Origin of the sequence: Cellulosimicrobium funkei (assembly GCF_001019615.1) — a bacterium.
In the GTDB taxonomy this organism is placed as follows: Bacteria; Actinomycetota; Actinomycetes; order Actinomycetales; family Cellulomonadaceae; genus Cellulosimicrobium; species Cellulosimicrobium cellulans_E.
In genome coordinates this window covers 23,781-46,145 of sequence record NZ_JNBQ01000027.1, presented here as the reverse complement: position 1 = coordinate 46,145, position 22,365 = coordinate 23,781, and the positions used below count along the sequence as shown (strand labels likewise).

The window sequence follows — 22,365 nt, the reverse complement described above, 5'->3', positions numbered from 1 at the left end:
ACGACCAGGACGTGCCCGTCGTCCCGCTGCGGCGGGCGCCCGGCGAGAGGCAGGCGTGGGACCGGCCCGCCGCCGTCGTGTACCTGTGGGGCGTCGTCGAGCTGCTGCTCGTGACGAACCCCTGGCAGGTCAGCTCGCGCCTGCGCGTCGCGGCGCTGCGGGCCTTCGGCGCCCGCATCGGGGAAGGGGTGATCATCCGACCCCGCACCCGCGTCCGCTTCCCGTGGAAGCTGCGCGTCGGCGACGGCTCGTGGATCGGCGAGGGCGTCTGGTTCCACAACCAGGACCTCGTGGACGTCGGCCACGACGTGGTCGTCTCCCAGGACACCTTCGTCACCACGGGCAGCCACCGGCACCGCACGGACATGGGGCTCGTCACCGCCCCCGTGCGGATCCGTGACGGCTCCTGGGTGACGGCGCGCTGCGTCGTGCTCGGCGGCACGGACATCGGCCGCTCCGCGCTCGTCGCCCCGGCCTCCGTCGTGCGCGGCCAGGTGCCGGACGGCCGCGTCTGGGAGGGCCGGGCGCTCACCGAGCGCCGCAGGTTCTGACCGGTCGACCCACGGGGTCATCGCTGCCTCCTCCGGGCTCGCTCGTCGAGCGCCCTGCTGTGCCGGGCCGCGTCCGCGGCGTCGAAGCGTCGACGCACGACCCGCGCGGGCGAGCCCACGGCGATCGAGTACGGCGGGACGTCCTCGGTGACGACCGAGCCCGCGCCCACGATGCTGCCCTCCCCGATCGAGACGCCACTGAGCACGACCGACCCCCCTCCGACCCACACGTCGCGCCCGATGCGCACCGCGTCACGCGGCGTCGCAGGCCGGTCCCCGGACCACGTCGACTCGGAGACCGGGGTCCCCACCTCGTCGAACGCGTGATCGTCGCGACCGACGACCTGGACCGCCTGGCCGATGAGCGTGAAGTCGCCGATCTCGCCGTCGACCTCGACGATCGACCACGGGCCGATGGACACGTCGTCCCCGATGACGAGCCGGTGGGGCGCGCTGACCACGGCGAACCGGCCGAGCCTCAGGCCCCGGCCGTGAGTCACGTGCTGCCGCACCGCGAGGCGGCGCATGACGGCGCGGACCGGCCGCACGAGGAGCGGGGACAGCTGGGTGCGGGTGCCGTACACCGGCGTCGTGCCGCTCGTCATGCGACCCCCACCTCCTGCGTCCGCGCGACGCCCGCACCGAGCGCGTCGACCAGGCCGTGGGCCATCGACTCCGCGGAGTAGGCCTCGCGGACCCACGCGGACAGCTCGCGGTCGGGGACCTGCTCCCGCTCGTCCCACGCGGCGAGCACGGCGTGCGCGAGACCCTCCACGGAGTCGGTCGGGAACCACCGGACCGCACCGTGGTCGGCCAGCTCGATCTCCGGCGAGTGCGGCTCGTCGCGCGACACGAGGGTCGGCACGCCGAAGCCCGCGGCCTGCGTGAGGGACAGCCCGGCGAAGCCCGGGGAGACGGCCGCGAAGGCGCGCGCGTACACCGCCCGGAGCTCCTCGACCTCGTCGACCCATCCCGCGAACGTCACCACGTCCTGAAGCCCCTCGGCGCGGACGAGCCGTTCCAGCTCGGGCTTCTGCTCGCCGTCGCCGACGAGGGTGAGTCGCATCCCGGCGCGCCGACGGTGCGCGGCGGCGAACGCTCGCACGAGCAGGTCGACCTTCTTGGCCCGGACGAACCGGCCGACGTACACGAGCTCGTCCCGGACACCGCCCGTGTCCGCGGACACCCGGATCGCGTCGCGAGGGTAGAGCGCGTTCGTCGCGACCCAGACCGGCGAGCCGGGCAGCTCGGCCCGCGCGTCGGCGGCGTCGGCGACCGTGTAGGAGATCGTGCCGTGCGCGAGGCGGCGCATGAGGCGGCGCACCGGTGCGGTCCGCGCGTCCTGCCCCGCCCGGGGATGGACGTGGCCCCACACCAGCACCCGTCGCCCCGTCGCCCGCCGCAGACCGAGCAGCAGCCACGCGGTCACGCTGCGCGGGTTCAGGTCGACGACGGTCGTGCCCTGGCGCCACGCGTCGCGCCAGTGCCCCACCTGGAGGAAGACGGCGGGGCGGCGCACCCGGACCATGCGCACCCGCTCGTACCACCCGACGCCCGTGTCGGTCCGCACGCTCGGGTCCTGGTGCGCCTCGCTCACCCACACGGAGAGGTCGCCGGGATACCGCTCCCGGACGATCTCCGTGCACGCGCGCCGGTAGCGCGGCATCACGGCGAGGTAGAAGCCTGCGCTCTCTCTCATGGCACACCCTTCGTCAGGTGGTCGGGTACTTGGGACGGCGAGGGCGGCGGGGCCGCCTCACCCGCGCCGGGCGGGTCTGCGTGGCGGGACCGGGGCGGTCCCGGGCCCAGGAGGAGCCGCAGCAGCCAGAGGCCGACGATCGTGACGACCACGACCTGCGCGAGGATGGCGAGCTGCGCGGCCGGGTTGCCGCGGACGACGTTCGGGACGAAGGAGATGAAGCCGAGGGTCAGGACGAGCCTCGCGCCCCGCGCCGAGGGCAGGGCCGCCTGGCTCGCGTGCACGAACCACCCGAAGACGAGCATGCCCAGCACGACCCCCGCGAGGGCGAAGTCGAGGTAGAGGGCGCCCGGCAGGCTCGGCACGGGGCACAGGTACTCGGCGCACGAGCCGCCGAACATGGCGCGCAGCCGCACGTTGCTCCAGGTCTCCGTGCTGAGGACGCCCGCCGGCAGCGGTGCGAGCACCAGCTCCAGCACGGTCCCGCGTCCCCACCCGACCGGCAGGTCTGCGCCCAGTCGCGGCGCCGCGTACGCGACGTAGGAGAACATCTCCGTGTCGTAGGACAACAGGAAGCTCTCCGCGACCCCCCGGGTGCCCTCGACCTCGTAGAACTCCTGCATCGCCGTCCCCAACGACGCCCCCTCCGAGCGCGAACCGGCGCTGCGCACGAACGGGACGATCGCGAGCGCGAGGAGACCGACGACCGCCAGCGCGACGTGGCTCGGCCGGACCCGGCGGTCCCACGCCCTCGCGGACGCCGCGACGACGGCCAGGAGGACCACCGGGAGCAGGAAGCGCCGGGTGCCGAGCGCGGTGGTCGGCACGACGGCGAACGCCACCGCCGCCCAGTAGAGCAGGCGCTCGCCGGGCGTGGGTCGCGTGCGGCGGTCGCGCACGACGCGGACCGCCGCGAGCGCCAGCGCGCCCACGACCGGCAGCGCCATGACGATCGCCGGCATGCCCTCGAGCCGCGCGTCGACCGCGGCCGACCGCCCCGAGAACATGAGCGACAGGAAGCCCGCGCCGCCACCGTAGGCGGCGACGGCCGCGAACCAGAGCAGGACCGTCGCCACGCAGAACGCCGCAGCACCCCAGAGCGGCACGCGCGCGAGGGCGTCCGCCGCCCCGGTCCGTCCGTCGCCACCGTCGCGCGGGACCGCCCCGCCCACCCGCGTCGGCGCGCGCCGCGCGGCGCGCGCCGCGTACCCCACGAAGAGGGAGACCACGGCGACCAGCCCGACCCACGTCGCCTGCTGGAACCCGTCGGTGACCCGCAGACCGTAGAAGTCGTAGGCCGCACGGTCGATCATGAGCAACGGGCGCAAGCCGTAGATCGCGACGAGCATGAACACCGACAGGCCGAGCGGGCCGACGAGCACCCCGCGGCGAGTCCCCCCGAGCGCGAGCAGGAGCACCGCCCCGAGGACGGTGGTCAGCACAGGAACGGTCGGCGACATCTCAGGAGCCACCCTTCAGTCCCTCGGCGCGCGCGACGACGAGCGCCCGTACCTCGTCGACCGCTGCCCGGGCGGCCCGGCGGTCGACCGCGACCGGGTCGCCCAGCGGTGCCAGGAGCGCACCGACGTCGCCGGGCGGCTCCGTCGTGGGGAGCACTGCGAGGGTCGTCGGCAGCTTGTCGCTCGCCGGCGTGCTCACGGGCACGACGACGGCCCCGTTGCGGGCCCCGAGCAGCAGCGCGTGGAGCCGGTCGCTCACCACCACCCGGGCAGAGAGCATCGCCCGGGTCACCCGGGCGAGCTGCTCACGATGGTCGCCGACCCACGCGACGTGGTCGATCCCGTGGACCTGGGCGAGGCGGGCGTGCTGCTCGCCGTCACGGCGGACCTGGGTCACCAGCACCGGGCGCGTCCCGGTGCGCCGCGCCGCCTCCAGCGCGTCCCGGACCAGCGCCTCGTCGACCGGCCGGTCACCGCGGAACGAGAGCACCATCGCGTCCTTCCGCCTTCCCGACGACGACGCGCCGTCGTCGCTCGCGAGGGCGAGGTCCGGCCCGACCCGGACGCGCGGCCCCAGGAGCTCTCGGGTCACCTCGTCGCGCGCCACGTACAGGGACTGCAGGCGGACGCTGGCCGACTCGACGAACCGACCCGCCCGGCTGTCACCGCGCACCGCACGGCCGAGCGTCAGCGACTCGCCCCCACCGAGGCGTACGAGCACGACGTTGGCGAGGTTGGTGAGGCTCTTGAGCAGCGCACGGGGGCGCCCGTCCAGACGTGCTGGTCCGGGCGCGAAGACGAGGAGCGGGCGCTCGCGGCCCACGACGGTCCGCAGGAGCCGCGCCTGGAAGCCCCACGGTCGCGTGACCACGGTCGTCCCGTCCAGGTCGTACGAGGCCCGGTAGGACCGGCCGGCCCGTCCCGCGAACACCACGACCTCGTCGCAGCACTCCCGCAGGACGCGCAGCATCTCCTGCCGGATGACGACGTCACCCAGGTTGTCCTCCTGGGCCAGGATCGAGCAGAAGCCCACGACGGTCATGGCCGCGCCTCCTCGGCCCGCGGCGTGGTGCTCACCGGAGTCGCGCGCACGCTCGGTGTCGCGCGGTGGTGCCCCACCAGCCTCCGCGCCAGCAGCGCCGACTGGAGGACGAGCGCCACGCCGTAGGCCGCGGCCGCCCCTGCCGCGCCCGCGACCAGCGCCCCGACCCCGGCCCCCACGAGCGCGACCGCCGACATCGTCACCGCCGCACCCGAGACGAACCCCGCGTCGCCGTAGCCCTGGAGGAGCGACGTGCAGACCGAGGCGACCGCGCCGAACGGCAGCGCGAGGAGCATGATCTGCACCGGGACGACGGCCGGGCGGTACTCGTGCAGCACGGGGAGCGCCTCGACGAGCGCCGGGACGCACGCCGCGAGCAGCACGTAGACGGCGGCCACGCCGGACACGAGCCAGGCGAGGTGCGACAGCACGCGCCGACGTGCCGCGGTGTCGGGAGCACGCGTCGCGTGCGGGAGCAGCGCGACCGCGAGCGAGGTGGGGACGAGCCGCAGCGGGACGGTCAGCCGGCTCGCCAGCGAGTACAGCCCCCCGGCCGTCGTGCCACCGGTCAGGACGACGATCGGGACGTCCAGGTTCCGCGCCTGCACCGCGACGGTGTTCACCCAGAAGGGCCTCGCCTCGCGGACCACCTGGGCGAGCGGCGCCCGGCGGCCCCCCCGGGAGCCGGCGGCGGTTCGCCGCGTTGAGCCAGACGACGGACAGCAGCGAGCCCGTCGCCATCGCCGTCCCGTACGCGAGGACGGGCTCGGTGCCCCCGGCGCAGAGCGCGGCGAACCCCGCTGCGGCCACCGCTCGGCGGACCACGAGGTTGGCAGTCGCGAGGGGCGCCCGTCCGTCGGCGATCGCGATGCCCGCGACGGTCTCGGCGTTGCGCTCGGCGGCGGCCCACACGGCGAGCGGGAGGACCGGGGCCAGGCTGCCACCACCGAGGACGACGAGGACGAGCCAGCCCGCGAGCGCGGCCGAGGCGAGCAGCGGCCCCGTCGTCAACCGGTTGAGCACCACCGCCGACCGCACGCGCCCGTCGTCCGGGGCCTCGGCACGCGTCCGCACGAGGTAGGTCGACAGGCCGAGGTCCCAGACCGCCTGCAGGACCGTGAGCGTGGCGACGACCGACCCCACGACACCCAGCTCGCTCGGCCCGACGAGCACGGCGAGCGCACCGAAGGTCACCGCCTGCAGCGCCGCGGCCGCGAGCCGGCCGGTGGTGAGCCAGGCGAACGCGCCGATCACGGCTCCCCACCATCAGTACGCACCGTCACGCCCCACCACCGCTCGCAGCGTCCGCAGCAGGATGAGGAGGTCCCCGGTCATGGTCCAGTTCTCGACGTAGTAGAGGTCGAGCCGCACGCTCTCCTCGAGCGTGAGGTTGTTGCGGCCGGAGACCTGCCACAGTCCCGTCAGACCGGGCTTGACGAGCAGGCGCCGACCGATCTCGTCGTCGTACTGGTCGACCTCGAGCGCGACCTGCGGGCGTGGCCCGACGAGGCTCATGGAGCCCCCGAGCACGTTGAGGAGCTGCGGGAGCTCGTCGATCGAGTAGCGGCGGATGAACGCACCCACGCGGGTGACCCGCGGATCCTGCCGGGGCTTGTAGAACACGCCCACGTTCCCCGCGCCGAGGACGTCCTCGAGCCGTGACTCCGCGTCGACGACCATCGAGCGGAACTTGAGGACGGTGAACGGCTCGCCACGCAGCCCCACCCGCTCCTGCGCGAACAGGACCGGACCACGGCTCGTCAGGCGTACCGCGAGCGCCGTCACGAGCAGCGGGACGGAGAAGAGCACGAGCAGCCCGAGGGCGCCGACCACGTCGAACGCGCGCTTGAGCACGTGCTGCGGGCCCGAGTACCCGGGCGCCTCGACGTGCAGGAGCGGCAGCCCGGCGACGGGCCTGGTCCGGATGCGCGGACCCGCGACGTCGGTCAGCGCGGGCGCGAGGACGAGGTCCCGCCCCCAGGGCTCGAGGTCCCACGCGAGCCGCTTGACGGTCCGGGGCGTCACGAGGTCGGACCCGGTGACCATCACGGTGTCGGCCCGCAGCGGCTCGACGAGGCGGGCGGTGTCCCCCACCTCGCCGACGACCGGGACGCCCGCCACCGTCTCGTGCGGCTCGACGGCACCCCCCGGGACGCACGCACCCACGACCTGGTAGCCGCTGTCCGCCGCCTCGCGCAGCCTCTCCACGAGATGGGCGGCGCCGTCGCGCCCGCCGACGACGAGCGTCCGGGACCGGCAACGGCCACGCCGACGCAGGTGGACCAATTGGCGACGGACCGCCCACCGCCCCAGCAGGAGGAGGACCAGCCCGACGGGCAGCGCGATGGCGACGTACCCCCGGGCCAGGTCGTACCTGACGAGGTAGGCGGCGATCGCGACCACGCCGAACACGGCGACCGTCGTGTTGACCACGCGCGCGTACTCGGGCGCACCCGATCCCAGGCTGCGGCTGTCGCGCGAGAACGCCGCCCGCAGCGCGCACCACCAGACGATGAGCAGCGCGACCGAGATGGCGCCGTACTGGAGGTCCAGCACGGTCCCGTCGATCCCGTCGAACCGGACGAGGTACGCCGTCGCGACGGCGGCACCGACGGCGAGCGCGTCGACGGCGGCGACGCGCCGCGCGAGTCGTGTCTTCCAGCCCGGGCGCCGGTAGGCGCCGAGCGCGATCCGGACGAGCTGTCCGGTGTCGAAGGACGGTGCGTCGACCCGCCGTCCCGTGCCGCCGACGTCGACGGCGTCGATCTCCTGATCCTTCTCCAACGTCATGGTGGCCCCCTGCGACGTCCGTGGTGGCGGTCGCCCGCGGGCGACGACGCGGCCGCCCGTGGGGCGTGCGCGCGTCGCCGTCGCCGGACGGCCTGCCGGGTCTCACCGTCGCGGACCGGGACGTCATCGTCGCGGCGACGGTCGGTCGCGTGACGACCGGTGAGCGAGGTCCCGCCCGAGGGCGGGCAGCCCTCAGCCCTTGGTACTCGTGGACTTGCGCCGGCTGCGCGCGACCAGGACGACCGCCGCGCCGCCCGCGACGAGCAGCGCCGCACCGCCGAGCAGCATCACGTCGTCGGACCCGGTCTCGGCGAGCCCGCCCGAGGTCGCGTCACCGGCGCCGTCGGCCGAGTCGCCCCCCGAGCCGGTGCCGCCGGACCCGTCGGAGGCGGGGACGGCGACGATCTGCTGGCTGGAGAGCACCGTGCCGTTCGCGTCGGTCGCGACGAGCGAGTACGTGCCCGGCTCGGAGAGCGTCACCGAGAACGACGCGAAGCCGTCGGTCGTGTTCTTGGTCAGCGCCTTGGTCCCGGCGATCGAGATGGCGCCGTCGGGGACGTCGGGCGACGAGATCGTCAGCGTGATCGTCGGGTTGCCCGCCGGGCCGCCGACCGTCACCGTGAACGTCTCGCCGATCACGGGCGTGGTCGTGGAGACGCCGACCTCGTACTCGTCCGCCTCGTAGGCGGTCGCGACGGCCGGTGCCGCGGCGAGCGCCGCGGCGAGGAGCAGCGTGGTCGCTGCGCGTCGAAGCTTCATGTCAAGGCCCCCTGCGTTCGTGGACTCGTGCGGGGGCGGTGCGGACGGCGTCGTCGACACCGTCCCTCGCACGTGCCCCCGCCGTGCTCCCTCAGGAGAACACACCTGCGCCGCACCCGATAGCCGGGAGGGCGGTCGTCTCGTCCCTGGCACCAGGAGTTTTCCTCACGGAAACATTGGCGCGCTGGTTCTTGCCGCTCACGACCTCGTACTCGTACGTCACCGACTCCCCCGGCGCGACCGCCACCGACCGCGCTCCGACGACGAGCCCGTCGTGCACCTGGGCGAAGAGCCCGCGCCCCGCGTCCCCCGGGGACGCGCCACGGATCCCGCCGCCCTCCGGGGCGTAGACGAGCAGGTTGGTCCGGATCGTGCCGTCCCCTCCCGCACCGAGCACGTACTCCGGCAGCCGTGCCGCCTCGACCTCCGTGAGCGTGGAGGCGAGCGTGACCCGCAGGGTGAAGGCCTGGGAGCCGTCGGGCCGGCAGGTCACGTCACCGAGGGCCACGCTCGAGTCGAGGTAGTAGCCGCTCTTGGACGCGGTGGTCGCGTTGAGGTAGACGCCGACGACGGGCGACGACGGTCCGCCCGCCGGTCCGGCGCGACGGCCCACGAGCTCGCCGGACAGGACCGTGCCGGCGAGGAGGTCCTGCTCCGCGGCCCGCGCGGACCACACGAGCACACGACCGTCCTGCGCCGACCCGGCGAGCGCGGCGACGAGGGGCGCCGCGTCGACCGACCCCGCGGTCAGACTGTCGAGCACCTGCCGGGCGACGAGTGCCAGCACGGCGTCCTGTTCCGCGGGGTCCGCGTGGTCGACGTAGACGCCGTTGAGCAGGTACCCCGCCGCGTCGTCCGCCGTGAGCCGGAGCGTCCCGCCGTCCGGGGTCGCGACCTCGACCGGCCCGGTCGCGCCGAGCACGCTCGCGAGGGCGACGGGGTCGACCGCGACGACCCCGTCGACCTCCTGGCCGGTCTCTCGCAGCCAGGCCTCGCGCGCCACCCGCGCAGCGCGTGGGAAGTCGGGGGTCGACGTGACGTTGAGCATGTACCTGCCGAGGTCGTCGCCGAACAGCGCGGCCTCGGGACCGCTCAGGTCGACCACGCTCTCGGGGAACGGACCGAGCGCGCTGCCCGGGCGGACGTCGAGGAGCTCAACCGCTCCCGAGTCGGCCCGCAGGTGGAGCACCGACCCGGCGATCCCGCCGGTCGCACGCGGCTCGGCGTTGTTCTGGACCAGCACGAGATAGTCGCGCGCCCCCTCGGCACCGAGCATCGGCGGGACGAGCTGGACCGCACGCGCGGCCGTGGCCGTCTGGGACGCGACCCCGCCGAGCTGTTCGCGCAGGTCGTCCACCGCGGAGGCCAGGGGTCCGACCAGCGCCGACGTGTCGATCGCCGCGACGGTCTCGAACGACGCCGTCACGGCCCGGTCGGCCGCGACGACGTCGTCGCGCGCCCGACGGAGCGGCTCCAGGTCGACCGCTCCTCCCGACGGTGCGAGGGCCGACGGCGACGCGACGGCGACCGCGTCGGCGAGGCGCGGCAGCGCGTCCTCGGCGACCCGCTCCACCGCGCCCGTGACCTCGCCGAGGGCTCGTGCGTCGTCGCCGACGAAGGGCAGCGCGTGGGCCACCGTCCACTGGGGCCCGTGCGTCGCGGACGCCGCGACCCCCGCGGCGCGACGGACCTCCTCGATCGCCGCTCCGGCGTCCTGACCCGCCCGCACCTGCTGCTGGAGCTCGGGAAGGGTCGAGGCCACGTCCTCCAGCGCGGCGCGCGCCCGCAGGACGTCCGTGACCAGCCAGGCGGACCACGCCAGCACCGCGACGAGAACGACGCCGGTGGCCACGGCGAGGCGTCTGCGCAGCCGTCGCGACGTCGCTCGTCGGTGCGGCGTCCGCGCCGCGGGACCCTCGTGGCCGGGCCCGGTTCGTTCGGGCGGCGCGACCAGCGTCGCTCCCCCTGACCAGAGTGGACCCCATCCGTCGTGCACCATGCCGCCCCCCGCGACTCGCCCCCGGTGCGACGGCTCCGGTGCGGGCCGCCGCTCGCGCTACATTACCCAGACCCACGGTCGCAAGGAGGTCTGAAGCGTGCTCTCCGTCCTCGTCGTCTGCACCGGGAACATCTGCCGCTCGCCCGCGGCACAACTCGTGCTCGGTTCCGCGCTGGACGACTCCGTGGCCGTGACGAGCGCCGGGACGGGCGCCGTGGTCGGCGCTCCCGTCGCGCCCAGGATGGCCGGTCTCCTGTCGGGCCGCGGTCTCGACCCGTCGGGCTTCGTCGCCCGCCCGCTCACCGAGGGCCTGGTGAGGTCGGCGGACGTCGTGCTCGCGATGACGCGAGGCCACCGTGCCGCGGTCCTCGAGCTCGCGCCCGCGGCGCTCCGGCGGTCGTTCCTCCTCACCGAGCTCGCGGTGATCGCGGAACGGCTGGGACCCGGCACGGCACGGTCCGAGGACGCCGCGCGGCTCGCCGAGGTCGTCGCTGCCGCACCGCGCGCCCGCGCGAGCCTCGACCTGGACCGCGACGCGCCGGACGTCGAGGATCCCTACGGGCGGACGGACGACGTCTACCGCCGGGTGCTCGACCGCATCGAAGCCGAGGCTGCGCGGCTCGTCGCCGCCCTGCGGCGGTGACCGGTCCGCCTCCCTGCCCCCTGCACAAGGAGGAGGACCGGCTGCCGTCACGGTCGCTGGAGCACCGAGACGACGACCACCACGACCGCTCCCCAGAGCGCGAGTCCTCCGCCGCACCCGATGGCGAGGCCCTCGGCACCCGTCGCACCACGCCGACGCGCACGATCGGCAGGGACCACCGCGGTCGCTGCACCAAGGACGACCAGCACCCAGCCGACCGTCACCCAGAACATGCGAGCAGCGTGCACGGCGCTCCGAGCGCTCGCAGACTGGACATCTGTCCAGATGTGTCCGTTTCCACAGGTTAACGACCCTTTGCCCCGAAATCACGGAAGATTTGTCGCGAACATTCACCCGGTCCCGTCGATGGCATCGCTCACATGGCGAGACGACACCCCGCTCAACCGCCGGGCGTGCCCCCCGGACGCTGCGACTCGTCGGCGACCGCTCGTGCGGCAGGCCCGATCCGGTAGCGGCGGTCCGCACCCTGCACGAGCCACCGGTGCGCCACCAGGGTCTGCGCGATCCGGAACGCCCCGGGGCGGCTCACGCCGAGACACGACGCCAGATCGGCCAGGCGCATCGCTCCCGACGCGGCGACCAGCTCGACGGTGCGCACCGTGCGTGACACGGATGCGAGGACGTACGACCCCCTGCTCGACATGCTCGGAACCCTAGGAGCGTTGCCGACCGCTCGCATCGGACGGCGGGTGCGGACCGTGAGGAGGCACGCCGGGGCCGGACCGGTCGACCTCACGCCAGGCCCGCCAGGCGGTACAGCACGAAGCTGCCCGCGACCGCGTCGTCGAGGCTCGCGCCCCGGCCCGCCATCGGGATCGCGACGCACTCGTCGGGGGATCTCGACGCACTCGTCGACGACCACCAGGACGTCGTCCGGCACACCGTGGCGCTCGCGCCCGAGCAGCCCCGGCGGCACGGCGAGGCACGCCCCGACCGCGTCGCACGTGCGCAGGAGCGAGCCGAGGGTGGCGTCGTACGCGACCCACAACGGTGCGACGGTCAGGTGTCCCCAGCAACCGTGGCGGTTCGGGCGACGGGCGCGACGCAGCTCGCGCGGCTCGACTTGGCGCCGCTCATCGGCGCACTGAGGATGCCTCTCGGGTGCGGTTCATCGTGAGGCGCCTTTCAGCGGCGACGCCGGGCCATCGGCGGGCGACGGCGGTGCGCCGTCGCGCGGGCCGTCAGGCTAGCGCGGCCGTCCGGGCGACGACCACCCCGGCCTGCGGAGACGAGACCCACCCGCCTGTCCCAGGCGTGCTTCGATGCCGCGCTCCCACGCGATCCGCACACGACGAAGGCCCGGAACCATGACGGTTCCGGGCCTCGATCTCGGTGGGCGATACTGGGTTCGAACCAGTGACCTCTTCGGTGTGAACGAAGCGCGCTACCACTGCGCCAATCGCCCGAGTGCGAGGTCGATACTAGCCTGAAACGGACCGGATCGAAAAACCGGCCGCGATCAGGGGTCGAGGCGCTCGCGACGACGCCGCTCGAACAGCTCGCGCGCGGCGAGCGACAGCTCCCCGGCGGCCACGTCGACGCCGTCGAGCCAGGTCACGGGCTGAACGTTGCGGACCGAGCCGGCGAGGAGCAGGGCGGCCTCCCCCGCGGTCACCTCGTCGAGCACCGCGAACGGCAGCTCTCCGGGTCGGGCCTCGCGCACCGGCAGCCCGTCCTCGGCGGCCCACTCAAGCAGCAGCTCGCGCGTGATGCCGGCGAGGCAGCCCGACGCCAGGAGCGGCGTGACGAGCTCACCCCCACGCTCGACGAGGACGTTCGCCCCCGTGCCCTCGCACAGGTCGCCCGCCGTGTTCGCCAGGAGCGCCTCGTCGCCGCCCTTCGCGACGGCGTCGGCGAGCGCGACGACGTTCTCGGCGTAGGACGTCGTCTTCAGCCCCGCGACGGCCGACCGCTCGTTGCGCGTCCACGGCGAGCGCACGGCTCGCCCGGCAGGGCTGATGGTCGCGGGGCCCGCGGCGACGACGACGGTCTGCGCGCCGGGCGTCCGTCCGGACCCGAGAGGCCCGACGCCGGCGGTCACGGTGATGCGCAGCCGCCCGACGCCGCCTGCCCCGGCCCGTGTCCGGGCGTCGGCTTCCGCGAGCACGGCCGTGACGCCGTCGAGCACGCGCTGCTCGTCCGGCGCGTCGAGCCCGAGGCCGGCGGCGGACCGCGCGAGCCGGCGCAGGTGCCGGGTGAGCGCGAACGCCTGCCCGTCGAACACGGCGCACGTCTCGAACACGCCGTCCCCGACCGTGAGGCCGTGGTCCACGGCGCTGAGGGCCTCCTCGCGCGGACGGACCAGTCGCCCGTCCGCCCAGATCACGAGGTTCTCGGACGGTCGGTCGGACGTCGGCGTCGTGGCCGCAGGAGTGCTCATGGCTCCAGTGTGCCGGAGGCGAGGCCGACGAGTCGCCGCGCCTTGAGCTCGGTCTCCTCCCACTCGCGCGCGGGGTCGCTCCCCCACGTGATCCCCGCCCCCGTGCCGAAACGGAGCACGCCGTCGGACCACCAGAACGTCCGGATCCCGACGGCGAGCACCGCCTCGTCGCCGTCGACCCACCCGATCGCCCCGCAGTAGGGACCGCGCGGCACGGGCTCGAGCGCGTCGATGATCCGGAGCGCGGACGACTTCGGGGCGCCGGACACGGACGCGGGCGGGAAGGTCGCGTCGAGCAGCGCGGGCCAGAGTGCCGCCGGGTCGCCCAGGCCCGGACGGAGCCTTCCCGCGACGGTGCTCACGAGGTGCACGAGGCCGGGGTGCTGCTCGACCGCGAGCAGGTCCGTGACCTCGACCGTCCCCGGGTCGCACACGCGCTGGAGGTCGTTGCGCACGAGGTCGGTAATCATGACGTTCTCCGCGCGGTCCTTGGCGGTGAGCCCGTCCGGCGTCGGAGCGGTGCCCTTGATCGGTCCGGACGTCACCGTCCCGCCCGCGACGCGGAGGTAGAGCTCGGGGGACGCGGTCACTACCCAGACGGGGTCGACGCCGGAGCTCGCCGGGACGTGCAGGACGCCCGCGTAGGGCGCCGGGTTCCCCCGGGCCAGACGGCGCCCGAGGGCCGCGGCGTCCGGCTCGGTGCCGTCCGGGGCGACGAGCGGGGCGGACAGCACGCGGCAGACGTTGGCCTGGTAGACCTCGCCCTCGCGGACCTCCTCGCGCACGCGGGCGACCGCGGCCTCGTACGCCGCACGGTCCATCGAGCTCTCCCAGTCGGACGGCGCGGGCCCGCGCCATGCGTCCCTTCCGCCCGCCTCCCGCGCGAGCTCCGCCGGGTCGACGCGCTCCGCGAACCGCCAGGCGCGCGCTCGCCCGCCGCGAGCGGGGGCGTCGAAGTCCGCCACGACGAACCACGGGCCCTCGCCGGCGAGCCGCTCCGGCTCGCGCCACAGGTCGACGACCTCCACCACACCGGTGGCGGCGCGGCCCGCGAAGCTCGCGAGCCCCGGCCTCGACGACGTTCTCCCAGGTCCTGGCACGGGACCACGCTACCGAGCACACGCGCGCCACCCGGACGAGCCCGGGTGCGCACCCGACGCGCACGGGACGACGCCGGTTGGACTCCGGGCGCGAACGTGGACTAATGTCTGGGACGCGCCGGAACGCCGGGGGCCGACAGGAAGTGATTCCTCGAAGTTCTCACCCGTCCGGCCGCGCGGATGTGGCTCAGTTGGTAGAGCATCACCTTGCCAAGGTGAGGGTCGCGGGTTCGAGTCCCGTCATCCGCTCGGAGGCCCACTCTCCGACCGCTCTCGCGGCGGCGGAGGGCAGGTCGCGGTGGAGTGGCCGAGAGGCGAGGCAGCGGCCTGCAAAGCCGTATACGTGGGTTCGAATCCCATCTCCACCTCGCAGCAGCACCACCCTTCGGGGCGATTGGCGCAGCGGTAGCGCGCTTCCCTGACACGGAAGAGGTCACTGGTTCGATCCCAGTATCGCCCACGAGCACGACGCGAGAGGCCGCCCCGGCACCGTCCGGAGCGGCCTCTCGCGCGCCGACCATCACCCGGACCGGATGCACGGTCCGGACGGGAAGTCGGCTAGTATGTGCTTCGCGCCGGATCACGAAGGCTCTCAGGAGCCCGACGACCGGCCGCGCGGATGTGGCTCAGTTGGTAGAGCATCACCTTGCCAAGGTGAGGGTCGCGGGTTCGAGTCCCGTCATCCGCTCGGAGGCCCACTCTCTGGCCTGCTCTCTCGGGAGCGAGAGGGAGCACGTCTCATGGTGGAGTGGCCGAGAGGCGAGGCAGCGGCCTGCAAAGCCGTATACGTGGGTTCGAATCCCATCTCCACCTCGCATGCAGTGCAGCATCACCCCGGGCGATTGGCGCAGCGGTAGCGCGCTTCCCTGACACGGAAGAGGTCACTGGTTCGATCCCAGTATCGCCCACCAGCACGAAGGCCGTCCCGGGTTCCCCGGGGCGGCCTTCGTCGTCCACTACTCTCGGCCCATGCCCGATCTGCGCCCCGCCCACGACGTGCTGCCGCTCGGCACCGCCCCGCGCCCCACGACCGCCGCCGAGCTCCTCGCCCGGCTACGCCCCGTCCTGCTCGACGCGCTCGGCCCGACCGTCCAGGGCGCCGAGCGGGCCCGGCTCGACGCCAACCTCGACGGCGCCGACGTCGCGCGGCTCGACGTCGACCTGACCGGGGTGCACGTGCGCGTCGGCGGCGCGTCCCCGAGCACGCCGACGGACACGACGTCGACCGGCCCCACGACCTCTGACGTCGAGGACGTGCGCTCGCGCGAGGACGCGGTCCTGCGCCGGGTGCGCGTCGACGCCCACCCGCTCGTGGTGGAGGACGTGCCGGTGGACGTCGTCGCCGAGGCCGAGGGTCTGCGGTTCCACTGGGTCGAGGACGCGGCCGGCGGCCTCGGGGTCGAGGGCGTCGAGCCCGACGACGCCGCACCCCTCACCGGCCACGTCCGGGTCGCGGCGCCGCGCGACGCGATCGTCGCGACCGCGCGGCGGCTCGTCGCCACGGAGCTCCAGAACCTCGGCCTCACGCTCGCGTCGCTCGACGTCGAGCTCGAGTCGGCGGGACCCCGCAGCGTCACGCTCCGCGCGTTCGCCCGGGTCCGCAAGGGCATCCTCTCCGCGAGCGTCCGCGCGACGGCCACCGCCGAGGTCGACGCCCAGATGGTGCTCGCCGTCCGGGGCCTCGAGCTGTCGAGCCGCAACCCCGTCGTCGCGGCGCTGCTCGTCGCGGCACGCGGCGAGCTCGCCAAGGTCGAGGGTCGCCAGGTCGACCTCGTGTCCGACCTCCCCCCGGGCGTCCGCCTCGCGGACGTCCGCGTCGACGTCGGCGAGACGCTCGCCGTCTCGGCACGGTTCGCCTGACGACGCAGGCCGCTCTTGTGGTGCTCCTCGCCCGCACGTAGCGTCGAGGGCATGTGCCGGAACATCACGACCCTGCGCGGCCTCGAGCCCCCCGCCACGGACGAGGAGATCGAGGCGGCGGCTCGCCAGTTCGTCCGGAAGGTGACCGGGATCCAGCGCACGAGCGCCGCGACGCAGGAGCCGTTCGAGCGGGCGGTCGACGAGGTCACGGCCATCGTCGCGCGGCTCCTCGCCAAGCTGCCGGAACGTCGCAACCCGCCGACGACCGTCCCCCCGCTCCGGCGCGAGGAGGTCCGGGCTCGCATCGCCGCGCGCGAGGCCGCCGAGCGCGAGCACGAGCGGGCGCACGCCCTGGGGATCGCCCACACCCACTGAGACGGCCGGCGGGTCCACGGCCCCGTCCGGTCGGAGACGTGCGCCGCGTGCACGGACCCGCGCGTCGCCGTCTAGGCTCGGGCTCTGTGAGTGCCGCACCCGCCCCGACCCCGCCGCCGGAGCCCACGCGCCCCGAACCCGTCAGCGCGAGCATGCGCCGCGCGAAGGCGGACGCGCGCTCCGCGCACGTGACGATCGGGCAGGTCCGTGAGGACGCGGCCGGGCAGGTGACGATCGACTGCTCGTGCGGCATGTCGCTGACGAACGGTCCGGACTGGACCGTCGACGAGCACATCCGCCTCCATCGCGCCGAGGCGCGCTACCTCGCGCTGAGCGCCGTGGCTCCCGCCGGGATGCCCCGGCTCATCCCGGTCGACGCCGACCGGCTGCCGCGCGTGGACTGACGCTCAGAGCTCGTCGGGGTCGTCCCAGGACGTGCCCGACGACGCGCCGTCGATCGGCCGACGCTCGTTCTCCGAGAGCGACTGCGGGGCCTTGGTCGCGTCCCCACCGGTCAGCACGTCACCGACGGGCTCCCCCTCCTCCTCGCGCCGCGGGGACAGTCGGGCGGAGGCGACGTCGGACTCGTTGAGGTCGTCGCGGTGGTCTGCGTGGGTGCTCATAGGCACGGGTCTACCAGGTCCGTCGCCGCCATGCACGACCGTCCGCGGCGCGGGGCGGCCCGGGCGCCCGACGGTGAGACGGGTGCGCGGCGCACGCCGGTTGTCGTGCGTGCTTGGCACACTATTTCATCTGCGTGGCCCCCGTCACTCGGGATCAGGCGCCTCCTGCGACGACAGCGACCCGGGGTGCGTGGAATCCTCAAGGGCATGCAGACCTGGCCAGGCCACCCCTACCCGTTGGGCGCCACCTACGACGGGACGGGGACGAACTTCGCCCTGTTCTCCGAGGTCGCGGAGCGCGTGGAGCTCTGCCTCCTCGCCGACGACGGCACCGAGACGCGCGTCGACCTCGAGGAGGTGGACGCGCACGTCTGGCACGTCTACCTCCCCGGGAAGGGCCCCGGCACGCGCTACGGCTACCGCGTGCACGGCCCCTACGACCCGGCGAACGGCCACCGCTGCAACCCGGCCAAGCTGCTCCTGGACCCGTACGCGAAGGCGATCGAGGGCCGGGTGGACGGCGACGAGTCCCTGTTCTCCTACCGCTTCGCCGACGGCGGCGACGCGGTGCCCGGGGGCGAGGCCGCCGAGGGTGAGGACGCCGAGGACGCGACCGCTCCCCCGCTCAACGACGACGACTCCGCCGGGCACACGATGGTCTCGGTCGTCATCAACCCGTACTTCGACTGGGGGCACGACCGCCCGCCGAACCGGGACTACCACGACAGCGTGGTCTACGAGGCGCACGTCAAGGGCATGACGATGCTCCACCCGGACGTGCCCGACGAGCTGCGCGGCACGTACGCGGGCATGGCGCACCCCTCCGTGATCGAGCACCTCGTGACGCTGGGCGTCACGGCGGTCGAGCTCATGCCGGTGCACCAGTTCGTCAACGACCCCACGCTCGTCGAGAAGGGGCTGTCGAACTACTGGGGCTACAACACCATCGGGTTCTTCGCGCCCCACAACGGCTACGCGGCGTACGGCACGCGCGGGCAGCAGGTCATGGAGTTCAAGACCATGGTCAAGGCGCTGCACGAGGCCGGCATCGAGGTCATCCTCGACGTCGTCTACAACCACACCGCCGAGGGCAACCACCTCGGCCCGACGCTGAGCTTCCGCGGCATCGACAACAAGGCCTACTACCGGCTGGTCGACGGCGACGAGGCGCACTACTTCGACACGACCGGCACGGGCAACTCGCTGCTCATGCGCTCGCCGCACGTGCTCCAGCTCATCATGGACTCGCTGCGCTACTGGGTGACCGAGATGCACGTCGACGGGTTCCGCTTCGACCTCGCGGCCACGCTCGCGCGCCAGTTCCACGAGGTCGACCGCCTCTCGGCGTTCTTCGACATCGTGCAGCAGGACCCGGTCATCTCCCAGGTCAAGCTCATCGCCGAGCCCTGGGACCTCGGCGACGGCGGCTACCAGGTGGGCGGCTTCCCGCCGCTGTGGACCGAGTGGAACGGGCAGTACCGGGACACCGTGCGCGACTTCTGGCGCGGCGAGCCCTCGACCCTGCCCGAGCTCGCGAGCCGGCTCACGGGCTCGTCGGACCTCTACGAGCACAGCGGCCGCAAGCCCATCGCGTCGATCAACTTCGTCACGGCGCACGACGGCTTCACGCTGAACGACCTCGTCTCCTACGACGAGAAGCACAACGAGGCCAACGGCGAGGGCAACAACGACGGCGAGAGCCACAACCGGTCGTGGAACTGCGGGGTCGAGGGTCCGACGGACGACCCCGAGGTGCGGGCGCTCCGCGCGCGCCAGCGCCGGAACTTCCTCGCCACGCTGCTGCTCTCCCAGGGCGTGCCGATGCTCGCGCACGGCGACGAGATCGCGCGCACCCAGCACGGCAACAACAACGGCTACTGCCAGGACAACGAGATCACCTGGATGGACTGGGGCGGCGAGGAGGGCCTCGACGACGAGCGGGCCGCGCTCCTCGACTTCGCCCGCCGCGTTGTGTGGCTGCGCCGTGACCACCCCGTGCTGCACCGACGGCGCTTCTTCCTGGGACGCGGCGGTGCGGGGACGGCGGACGACGAGCTGCCCGACATCGAGTGGCTCGACATCACCGGGTCGCGCATGGACCAGCAGGACTGGGACCACGCGTACGCGCGGACCGTCATGGTGTTCCTCAACGGCGACGCCATCCCGGAGCAGGACCGGCGCGGCGAGCCGATCGTCGACGACTCGTTCCTCCTGCTGCTCAACGCCCACTCGGACGCCCTCGAGTTCACCGTGCCGCCCGCGGCGTACGGGGAGGAGTGGGACGTCGTGCTGGACACCGACGGCACGGTGAGCGTCGGCGACGCGCTGCACCCGGGCGACACGGTCTCCGTGACGGGCCGCAGCGTCATCGTCCTGACCCGACCGCCGCTGCGATGACGGCCATCCTCCCCACCGTCGGCGCGGCCGGCGCGCACGGTGCGCCGCCCCGCGTCCCGGTCTCGACGTACCGGCTCCAGCTCGGCCCCGACCTGACGTTCGACGACGCCGCGCGCCAGGTGCCCTACCTCGCGTCACTCGGGGTCACGCACCTCTACCTCTCCCCCGTGCTCCAGGCCGCGCCCGGCTCGACGCACGGGTACGACGTCGTCGACCACTCGCGCGTCAGCGACGAGCTCGGGGGGCGCGAGGGGCTCGAGCGCCTGGCCGCGAGCGCCCGGGCGGCGGGCCTGGGCATCGTGCTCGACGTCGTGCCGAACCACATGGCCGTCCCGACGCCCGCCTGGCACAACCGTGCGCTGTGGTCGGTCCTGGAGGACGGTGCCGACTCGCCCTACGCCCGGTGGTTCGACGTCGACTGGTCGGCGGGCGAGGGCGCGGTGCTCATGCCGGTCCTCGGCGCGCGCCTGGGCGACGTGCTCGCGGCGGGCGAGATCGCGGTCGACGAGGTCGAGGTCCCCGGGTCGCCGGAGCCCCGGCGTGTGCTCCGGTACTACGACCACGTCTTTCCCGTGCGGGCGGGCACGGAGGACCTGCCGCTCACCGAGCTGGTGGAGCGCCAGCACTACCGCCTCGCGTACTGGCGCGTGGGCGACGAGGAGCTCAACTACCGGCGCTTCTTCGACGTCGGGTCGCTCGTCGCGGTCCGGGTCGAGGACGAGGAGGTGTTCGACGCGACGCACGCGCTCGTGCTCGGCCTCGTCACGGACGGCACGGTCGACGGCCTGCGCATCGACCACCCGGACGGCCTCGCGGACCCGGCGCAGTACCTCCAGCGGCTCGCGGACCGCACGGACGCCGCGTGGGTCGTGGTGGAGAAGATCCTCGCGGGCGAGGAGCAGGTGCCCCCGGACTGGGCGACGGTCGGGACCACGGGCTACGACGTCGCGTGGCGGCTCCAGCAGCTCTTCGTCGACCCGGGCGGCCGGTCGGGCCTCGACGCGGTGATGACGCGCCTCACGGGCGCGGCGCCGGGCGGCCTGGGCGCGCTCGTCGAGGAGGCGAAGCGCGAGGTCGTCGCGGGGCCGCTGTACGCGGAGGTGCACCGGCTGACCGACCTGGCGGCCGCCGTCTGCCACGACGACCCGCGCCTGCGCGACCACACGTGGCGCGGCCTGCACCAGTGCCTGCGCGAGCTGCTCGTCGCGTTCGACCGGTACCGCGCGTACGTCGTCCCGGGCACGCCGCCGCGGCACGAGGCGGTCCGGGCGGTCGAGGAGGCGGCCGAGCGCGCGCGGGCTCGGCTCGACCCACAGCGCGCGGAGACGCTCGACGTCGTGGTCGACCTCGTGCTGGGCCGGGAGGTGGGGAGCGCGGGCCGGCGCCGGGAGGCGCGGCGCGACGAGCTCGTGGTGCGCTTCCAGCAGGTGTGCGGGGCCGTGACGGCGAAGGGGGTGGAGGACACCGCGTTCTACCGCTGGACGGAGCTCGTGAGCCTGTGCGAGGTGGGGGGCGAGCCGGACCGGTTCAGCCTCGGCGTGCACGACTGGCACGCGTTCGCGCAGCGGTTCGCCGCGCTCACCCCGCACGCCCTCACGGCGGGCTCCACGCACGACACCAAGCGCGGCGAGGACACGCGCGCCGCGCTCGGGGTGCTCTCCGAGGACGCGACGGGCTGGTCACGGCTCGTCGACGAGGTCCGCGCGGCGACCGCGCCCTACCGCGGGGTGCTCGTGGACGGTCTCGCGGAGAACCTCCTGTGGCAGACGGTCGCGGGGACGTGGCTGCCCGACGCGGGCGCCGGGGCAGACCCGGCCGACGTCGCGACCGACGGCACGTCCGTCGCGGCGATCGCGCCCGACCGCCTCGTCGACTACCTGCGCAAGGCGCTCCGCGAGGCCAAGGTCGCGACGTCCTGGACGAGCCCCGACGACGCCTACGAGGAGGCCGTCGCGGACGTCGCGCGGCGCGCGCTCGCCGACCCGGCCGTGACCGGCGCCTTCGCCCGGTGGTCCCGGGAGCACCGCGAGGAGCTGCGCGCCGCGAGCCTCGGGATCACGCTCGTCCGGCTCACGGCGCCCGGCGTCGCGGACGTGTACCAGGGAGCGGAGTCCTACGCGCCGACCCTCGTGGACCCGGACAACCGCCGCCCGGTCGACGTCGAGGCGCTGACGGAGCGGCTCGCGCGGCTCGACGGCGGGGCGCCCGCGCGCACGCTCGCGGACGAGAAGCTGCTCGTCACGGCACGCGCCCTGCGGCTGCGCCGCGCCCTGGCCGACGCGTTCGTGGGCGACGGCGCGGGGTACGCCCCCGTCGCGTCGTCGACGCCGTGCGCGCTCGCGTTCGCGCGCACGACGCCGCGCGGCCCGCGCACGGGCGCCGACGCGGACGCCGCGCCCGTCGCGCGCGTGGTGACCGTCGCGACGCGCCTCGCCGGCACGGTCGACCGGCTCGGCGGGTGGCGCGACCACGTCGTCGCGCTGCCCCAGGGGACGGGGGCGTGGGTCGACGTGCTCACCGGCCGGGAGCACCCGTCCGGCACGGTGCCCGTCGCCGACCTGCTCGCCGACCTCCCGGTCGCGCTCCTCGTCGACCGGGGCGACGCCGTGAGCGCCGCCGTCGCGAGGACGGGCGAGGCGCACGAGCCCGCCGGGGACGCGCCATGA

20 protein-coding genes, 7 tRNA genes and 1 pseudogene are annotated in these 22,365 nt (G+C 74.4%); 13 read left to right on the top strand and 15 right to left on the bottom strand.

Annotation, left to right across the window (positions count from 1 at the left end):
• The first annotated feature begins 11 nt into the window (after nt 1–11).
• The gene (locus FB00_RS15800) at nt 12–551 is read left to right on the top strand and encodes an acetyltransferase (RefSeq protein ID WP_052877728.1); all 540 of its coding nucleotides are present in this window, start codon (nt 12–14) and stop codon (nt 549–551) included.
• A 17-nt stretch (nt 552–568) separates the two neighbouring features.
• Here the strand turns inward: FB00_RS15800 and FB00_RS15795 are convergent, their stop codons facing one another.
• From FB00_RS15795 to FB00_RS15755, 9 genes and pseudogenes are all read right to left on the bottom strand, one after another.
• Nucleotides 569–1,156, bottom strand: coding sequence for an acyltransferase (locus FB00_RS15795; protein WP_197088829.1), 588 nt, complete (start codon nt 1,154–1,156; stop codon nt 569–571).
• The gene (locus tag FB00_RS15790) at nt 1,153–2,250 is read right to left on the bottom strand and encodes a glycosyltransferase family 4 protein (RefSeq protein ID WP_052877724.1); all 1,098 of its coding nucleotides are present in this window, start codon (nt 2,248–2,250) and stop codon (nt 1,153–1,155) included. The genes FB00_RS15795 and FB00_RS15790 overlap by 4 nt, the downstream gene beginning before the upstream one ends.
• Entirely contained in the window at nt 2,247–3,692 is a 1,446-nt protein-coding gene (locus FB00_RS15785; protein WP_047233861.1) for a hypothetical protein, read from the bottom strand. Before FB00_RS15785 ends, FB00_RS15790 begins: the two co-directional genes overlap by 4 nt.
• A 19-nt stretch (nt 3,693–3,711) precedes the next feature.
• Nucleotides 3,712–4,752 carry a polysaccharide pyruvyl transferase family protein gene (locus FB00_RS22865; RefSeq protein WP_047233860.1) on the bottom strand — a complete coding sequence of 347 codons (1,041 nt, stop codon included), beginning with the start codon at nt 4,750–4,752 and terminating at the stop codon, nt 3,712–3,714.
• Complete coding sequence (locus FB00_RS22860; RefSeq protein ID WP_047233859.1) at nt 4,749–5,375, bottom strand: hypothetical protein; 627 nt, start codon at nt 5,373–5,375, stop codon at nt 4,749–4,751. The genes FB00_RS22865 and FB00_RS22860 overlap by 4 nt, the downstream gene beginning before the upstream one ends.
• Nucleotides 5,376–5,475: 100 nt before the next feature.
• Nucleotides 5,476–6,006, bottom strand: a pseudogene (locus tag FB00_RS23260) (oligosaccharide flippase family protein); the annotation flags it as partial.
• 12 nt (nt 6,007–6,018) lie between these two features.
• Complete coding sequence (locus FB00_RS15765) at nt 6,019–7,542, bottom strand: sugar transferase (protein WP_082141392.1); 1,524 nt, start codon at nt 7,540–7,542, stop codon at nt 6,019–6,021.
• Nucleotides 7,543–7,734: 192 nt separating this feature from the next.
• Entirely contained in the window at nt 7,735–8,301 is a 567-nt protein-coding gene (locus FB00_RS15760; protein ID WP_047233857.1) for a hypothetical protein, read from the bottom strand.
• A gap of 91 nt (nt 8,302–8,392) precedes the next feature.
• Nucleotides 8,393–10,153, bottom strand: coding sequence for a DUF4012 domain-containing protein (locus tag FB00_RS15755; protein WP_047233856.1), 1,761 nt, complete (start codon nt 10,151–10,153; stop codon nt 8,393–8,395).
• Between the two features lie 244 nt (nt 10,154–10,397).
• Here FB00_RS15755 and FB00_RS15750 point away from each other — a divergent pair, with 244 nt between their 5' ends.
• On the top strand, nt 10,398–10,943 hold the full coding sequence (locus FB00_RS15750; protein WP_047233855.1) for a low molecular weight phosphatase family protein: 546 nt from the start codon (nt 10,398–10,400) through the stop codon (nt 10,941–10,943).
• 47 nt (nt 10,944–10,990) lie between these two features.
• Here the strand turns inward: FB00_RS15750 and FB00_RS15745 are convergent, their stop codons facing one another.
• The 5 genes from FB00_RS15745 to FB00_RS15720 all read right to left on the bottom strand — a co-directional run bounded on the left by FB00_RS15745 (nt 10,991) and on the right by FB00_RS15720 (nt 14,444).
• The gene (locus FB00_RS15745) at nt 10,991–11,176 is read right to left on the bottom strand and encodes a hypothetical protein (protein ID WP_047233854.1); all 186 of its coding nucleotides are present in this window, start codon (nt 11,174–11,176) and stop codon (nt 10,991–10,993) included.
• 167 nt (nt 11,177–11,343) lie between these two features.
• Nucleotides 11,344–11,607, bottom strand: coding sequence for a helix-turn-helix domain-containing protein (locus FB00_RS15740; protein ID WP_197088828.1), 264 nt, complete (start codon nt 11,605–11,607; stop codon nt 11,344–11,346).
• A 690-nt stretch (nt 11,608–12,297) separates the two neighbouring features.
• Nucleotides 12,298–12,369, bottom strand: a tRNA-Val gene (locus tag FB00_RS15730).
• Between the two features lie 54 nt (nt 12,370–12,423).
• Nucleotides 12,424–13,344 (bottom strand): aminotransferase class IV, encoded by a 921-nt coding sequence (locus tag FB00_RS15725; RefSeq protein ID WP_047233852.1) that lies wholly within the window; start codon nt 13,342–13,344, stop codon nt 12,424–12,426.
• Nucleotides 13,341–14,444: a chorismate-binding protein gene (locus FB00_RS15720; RefSeq protein ID WP_047233851.1), complete on the bottom strand. Its 1,104-nt coding sequence runs from the start codon at nt 14,442–14,444 to the stop codon at nt 13,341–13,343. Before FB00_RS15720 ends, FB00_RS15725 begins: the two co-directional genes overlap by 4 nt.
• A 176-nt stretch (nt 14,445–14,620) precedes the next feature.
• Between FB00_RS15720 and FB00_RS15715 the strand changes: the two genes are divergently transcribed.
• The 9 genes from FB00_RS15715 (at nt 14,621) to FB00_RS15675 (ending at nt 17,083) form a co-directional block, all read left to right on the top strand.
• Nucleotides 14,621–14,693, top strand: a tRNA-Gly gene (locus FB00_RS15715).
• Nucleotides 14,694–14,741: 48 nt separating this feature from the next.
• Nucleotides 14,742–14,812: transfer RNA gene (locus FB00_RS15710), tRNA-Cys, on the top strand.
• 20 nt (nt 14,813–14,832) lie between these two features.
• Nucleotides 14,833–14,904 (top strand) — tRNA-Val (locus FB00_RS15705).
• A gap of 155 nt (nt 14,905–15,059) precedes the next feature.
• Nucleotides 15,060–15,132: transfer RNA gene (locus FB00_RS15700), tRNA-Gly, on the top strand.
• A gap of 54 nt (nt 15,133–15,186) precedes the next feature.
• Nucleotides 15,187–15,257: transfer RNA gene (locus tag FB00_RS15695), tRNA-Cys, on the top strand.
• A 23-nt stretch (nt 15,258–15,280) separates the two neighbouring features.
• A tRNA-Val gene (locus FB00_RS15690) sits at nt 15,281–15,355 on the top strand.
• Between the two features lie 58 nt (nt 15,356–15,413).
• Nucleotides 15,414–16,304, top strand: coding sequence for a hypothetical protein (locus tag FB00_RS15685; protein WP_047233850.1), 891 nt, complete (start codon nt 15,414–15,416; stop codon nt 16,302–16,304).
• Between the two features lie 51 nt (nt 16,305–16,355).
• Nucleotides 16,356–16,679: a DUF2277 domain-containing protein gene (locus FB00_RS15680; protein WP_047233849.1), complete on the top strand. Its 324-nt coding sequence runs from the start codon at nt 16,356–16,358 to the stop codon at nt 16,677–16,679.
• Between the two features lie 86 nt (nt 16,680–16,765).
• Nucleotides 16,766–17,083: a hypothetical protein gene (locus tag FB00_RS15675; protein WP_231581890.1), complete on the top strand. Its 318-nt coding sequence runs from the start codon at nt 16,766–16,768 to the stop codon at nt 17,081–17,083.
• Nucleotides 17,084–17,086: 3 nt separating this feature from the next.
• On the opposite strand, the gene FB00_RS15670 is transcribed toward FB00_RS15675, so the two are convergent.
• Complete coding sequence (locus tag FB00_RS15670) at nt 17,087–17,302, bottom strand: hypothetical protein (RefSeq protein ID WP_047233847.1); 216 nt, start codon at nt 17,300–17,302, stop codon at nt 17,087–17,089.
• Nucleotides 17,303–17,509: 207 nt separating this feature from the next.
• Here FB00_RS15670 and glgX point away from each other — a divergent pair, with 207 nt between their 5' ends.
• Together glgX and treY are read left to right on the top strand one after the other, a co-directional pair.
• On the top strand, nt 17,510–19,699 hold the full coding sequence (gene glgX / locus FB00_RS15665) for a glycogen debranching protein GlgX (protein WP_047233846.1): 2,190 nt from the start codon (nt 17,510–17,512) through the stop codon (nt 19,697–19,699).
• Nucleotides 19,696–22,365, top strand: a complete 2,670-nt coding sequence (gene treY, locus FB00_RS15660) for a malto-oligosyltrehalose synthase (protein WP_047233845.1) — start codon at nt 19,696–19,698, stop codon at nt 22,363–22,365. Before glgX ends, treY begins: the two co-directional genes overlap by 4 nt.

Excerpts from the sequence above, each read along its gene's own strand:
- FB00_RS15795 (WP_197088829.1), bottom strand. The coding sequence starts at position 1,156 with ATGACGAGCGGCACGACGCCGGTGTACGGCACCCGCACCCAGCTGTCC.
- FB00_RS15790 (WP_052877724.1), bottom strand. The coding sequence starts at position 2,250 with ATGAGAGAGAGCGCAGGCTTCTACCTCGCCGTGATGCCGCGCTACCGG.
- FB00_RS22865 (WP_047233860.1), bottom strand. The coding sequence starts at position 4,752 with ATGACCGTCGTGGGCTTCTGCTCGATCCTGGCCCAGGAGGACAACCTG.
- FB00_RS15765 (WP_082141392.1), bottom strand. The coding sequence starts at position 7,542 with ATGACGTTGGAGAAGGATCAGGAGATCGACGCCGTCGACGTCGGCGGC.
- FB00_RS15760 (WP_047233857.1), bottom strand. The coding sequence starts at position 8,301 with ATGAAGCTTCGACGCGCAGCGACCACGCTGCTCCTCGCCGCGGCGCTC.
- FB00_RS15745 (WP_047233854.1), bottom strand. The coding sequence starts at position 11,176 with ATGTTCTGGGTGACGGTCGGCTGGGTGCTGGTCGTCCTTGGTGCAGCG.
- FB00_RS15740 (WP_197088828.1), bottom strand. The coding sequence starts at position 11,607 with ATGTCGAGCAGGGGGTCGTACGTCCTCGCATCCGTGTCACGCACGGTG.
- FB00_RS15725 (WP_047233852.1), bottom strand. The coding sequence starts at position 13,344 with ATGAGCACTCCTGCGGCCACGACGCCGACGTCCGACCGACCGTCCGAG.
- FB00_RS15685 (WP_047233850.1), top strand. The coding sequence starts at position 15,414 with ATGCCCGATCTGCGCCCCGCCCACGACGTGCTGCCGCTCGGCACCGCC.
- FB00_RS15680 (WP_047233849.1), top strand. The coding sequence starts at position 16,356 with ATGTGCCGGAACATCACGACCCTGCGCGGCCTCGAGCCCCCCGCCACG.
- FB00_RS15670 (WP_047233847.1), bottom strand. The coding sequence starts at position 17,302 with ATGAGCACCCACGCAGACCACCGCGACGACCTCAACGAGTCCGACGTC.
- glgX (WP_047233846.1), top strand. The coding sequence starts at position 17,510 with ATGCAGACCTGGCCAGGCCACCCCTACCCGTTGGGCGCCACCTACGAC.
- treY (WP_047233845.1), top strand. The coding sequence starts at position 19,696 with ATGACGGCCATCCTCCCCACCGTCGGCGCGGCCGGCGCGCACGGTGCG.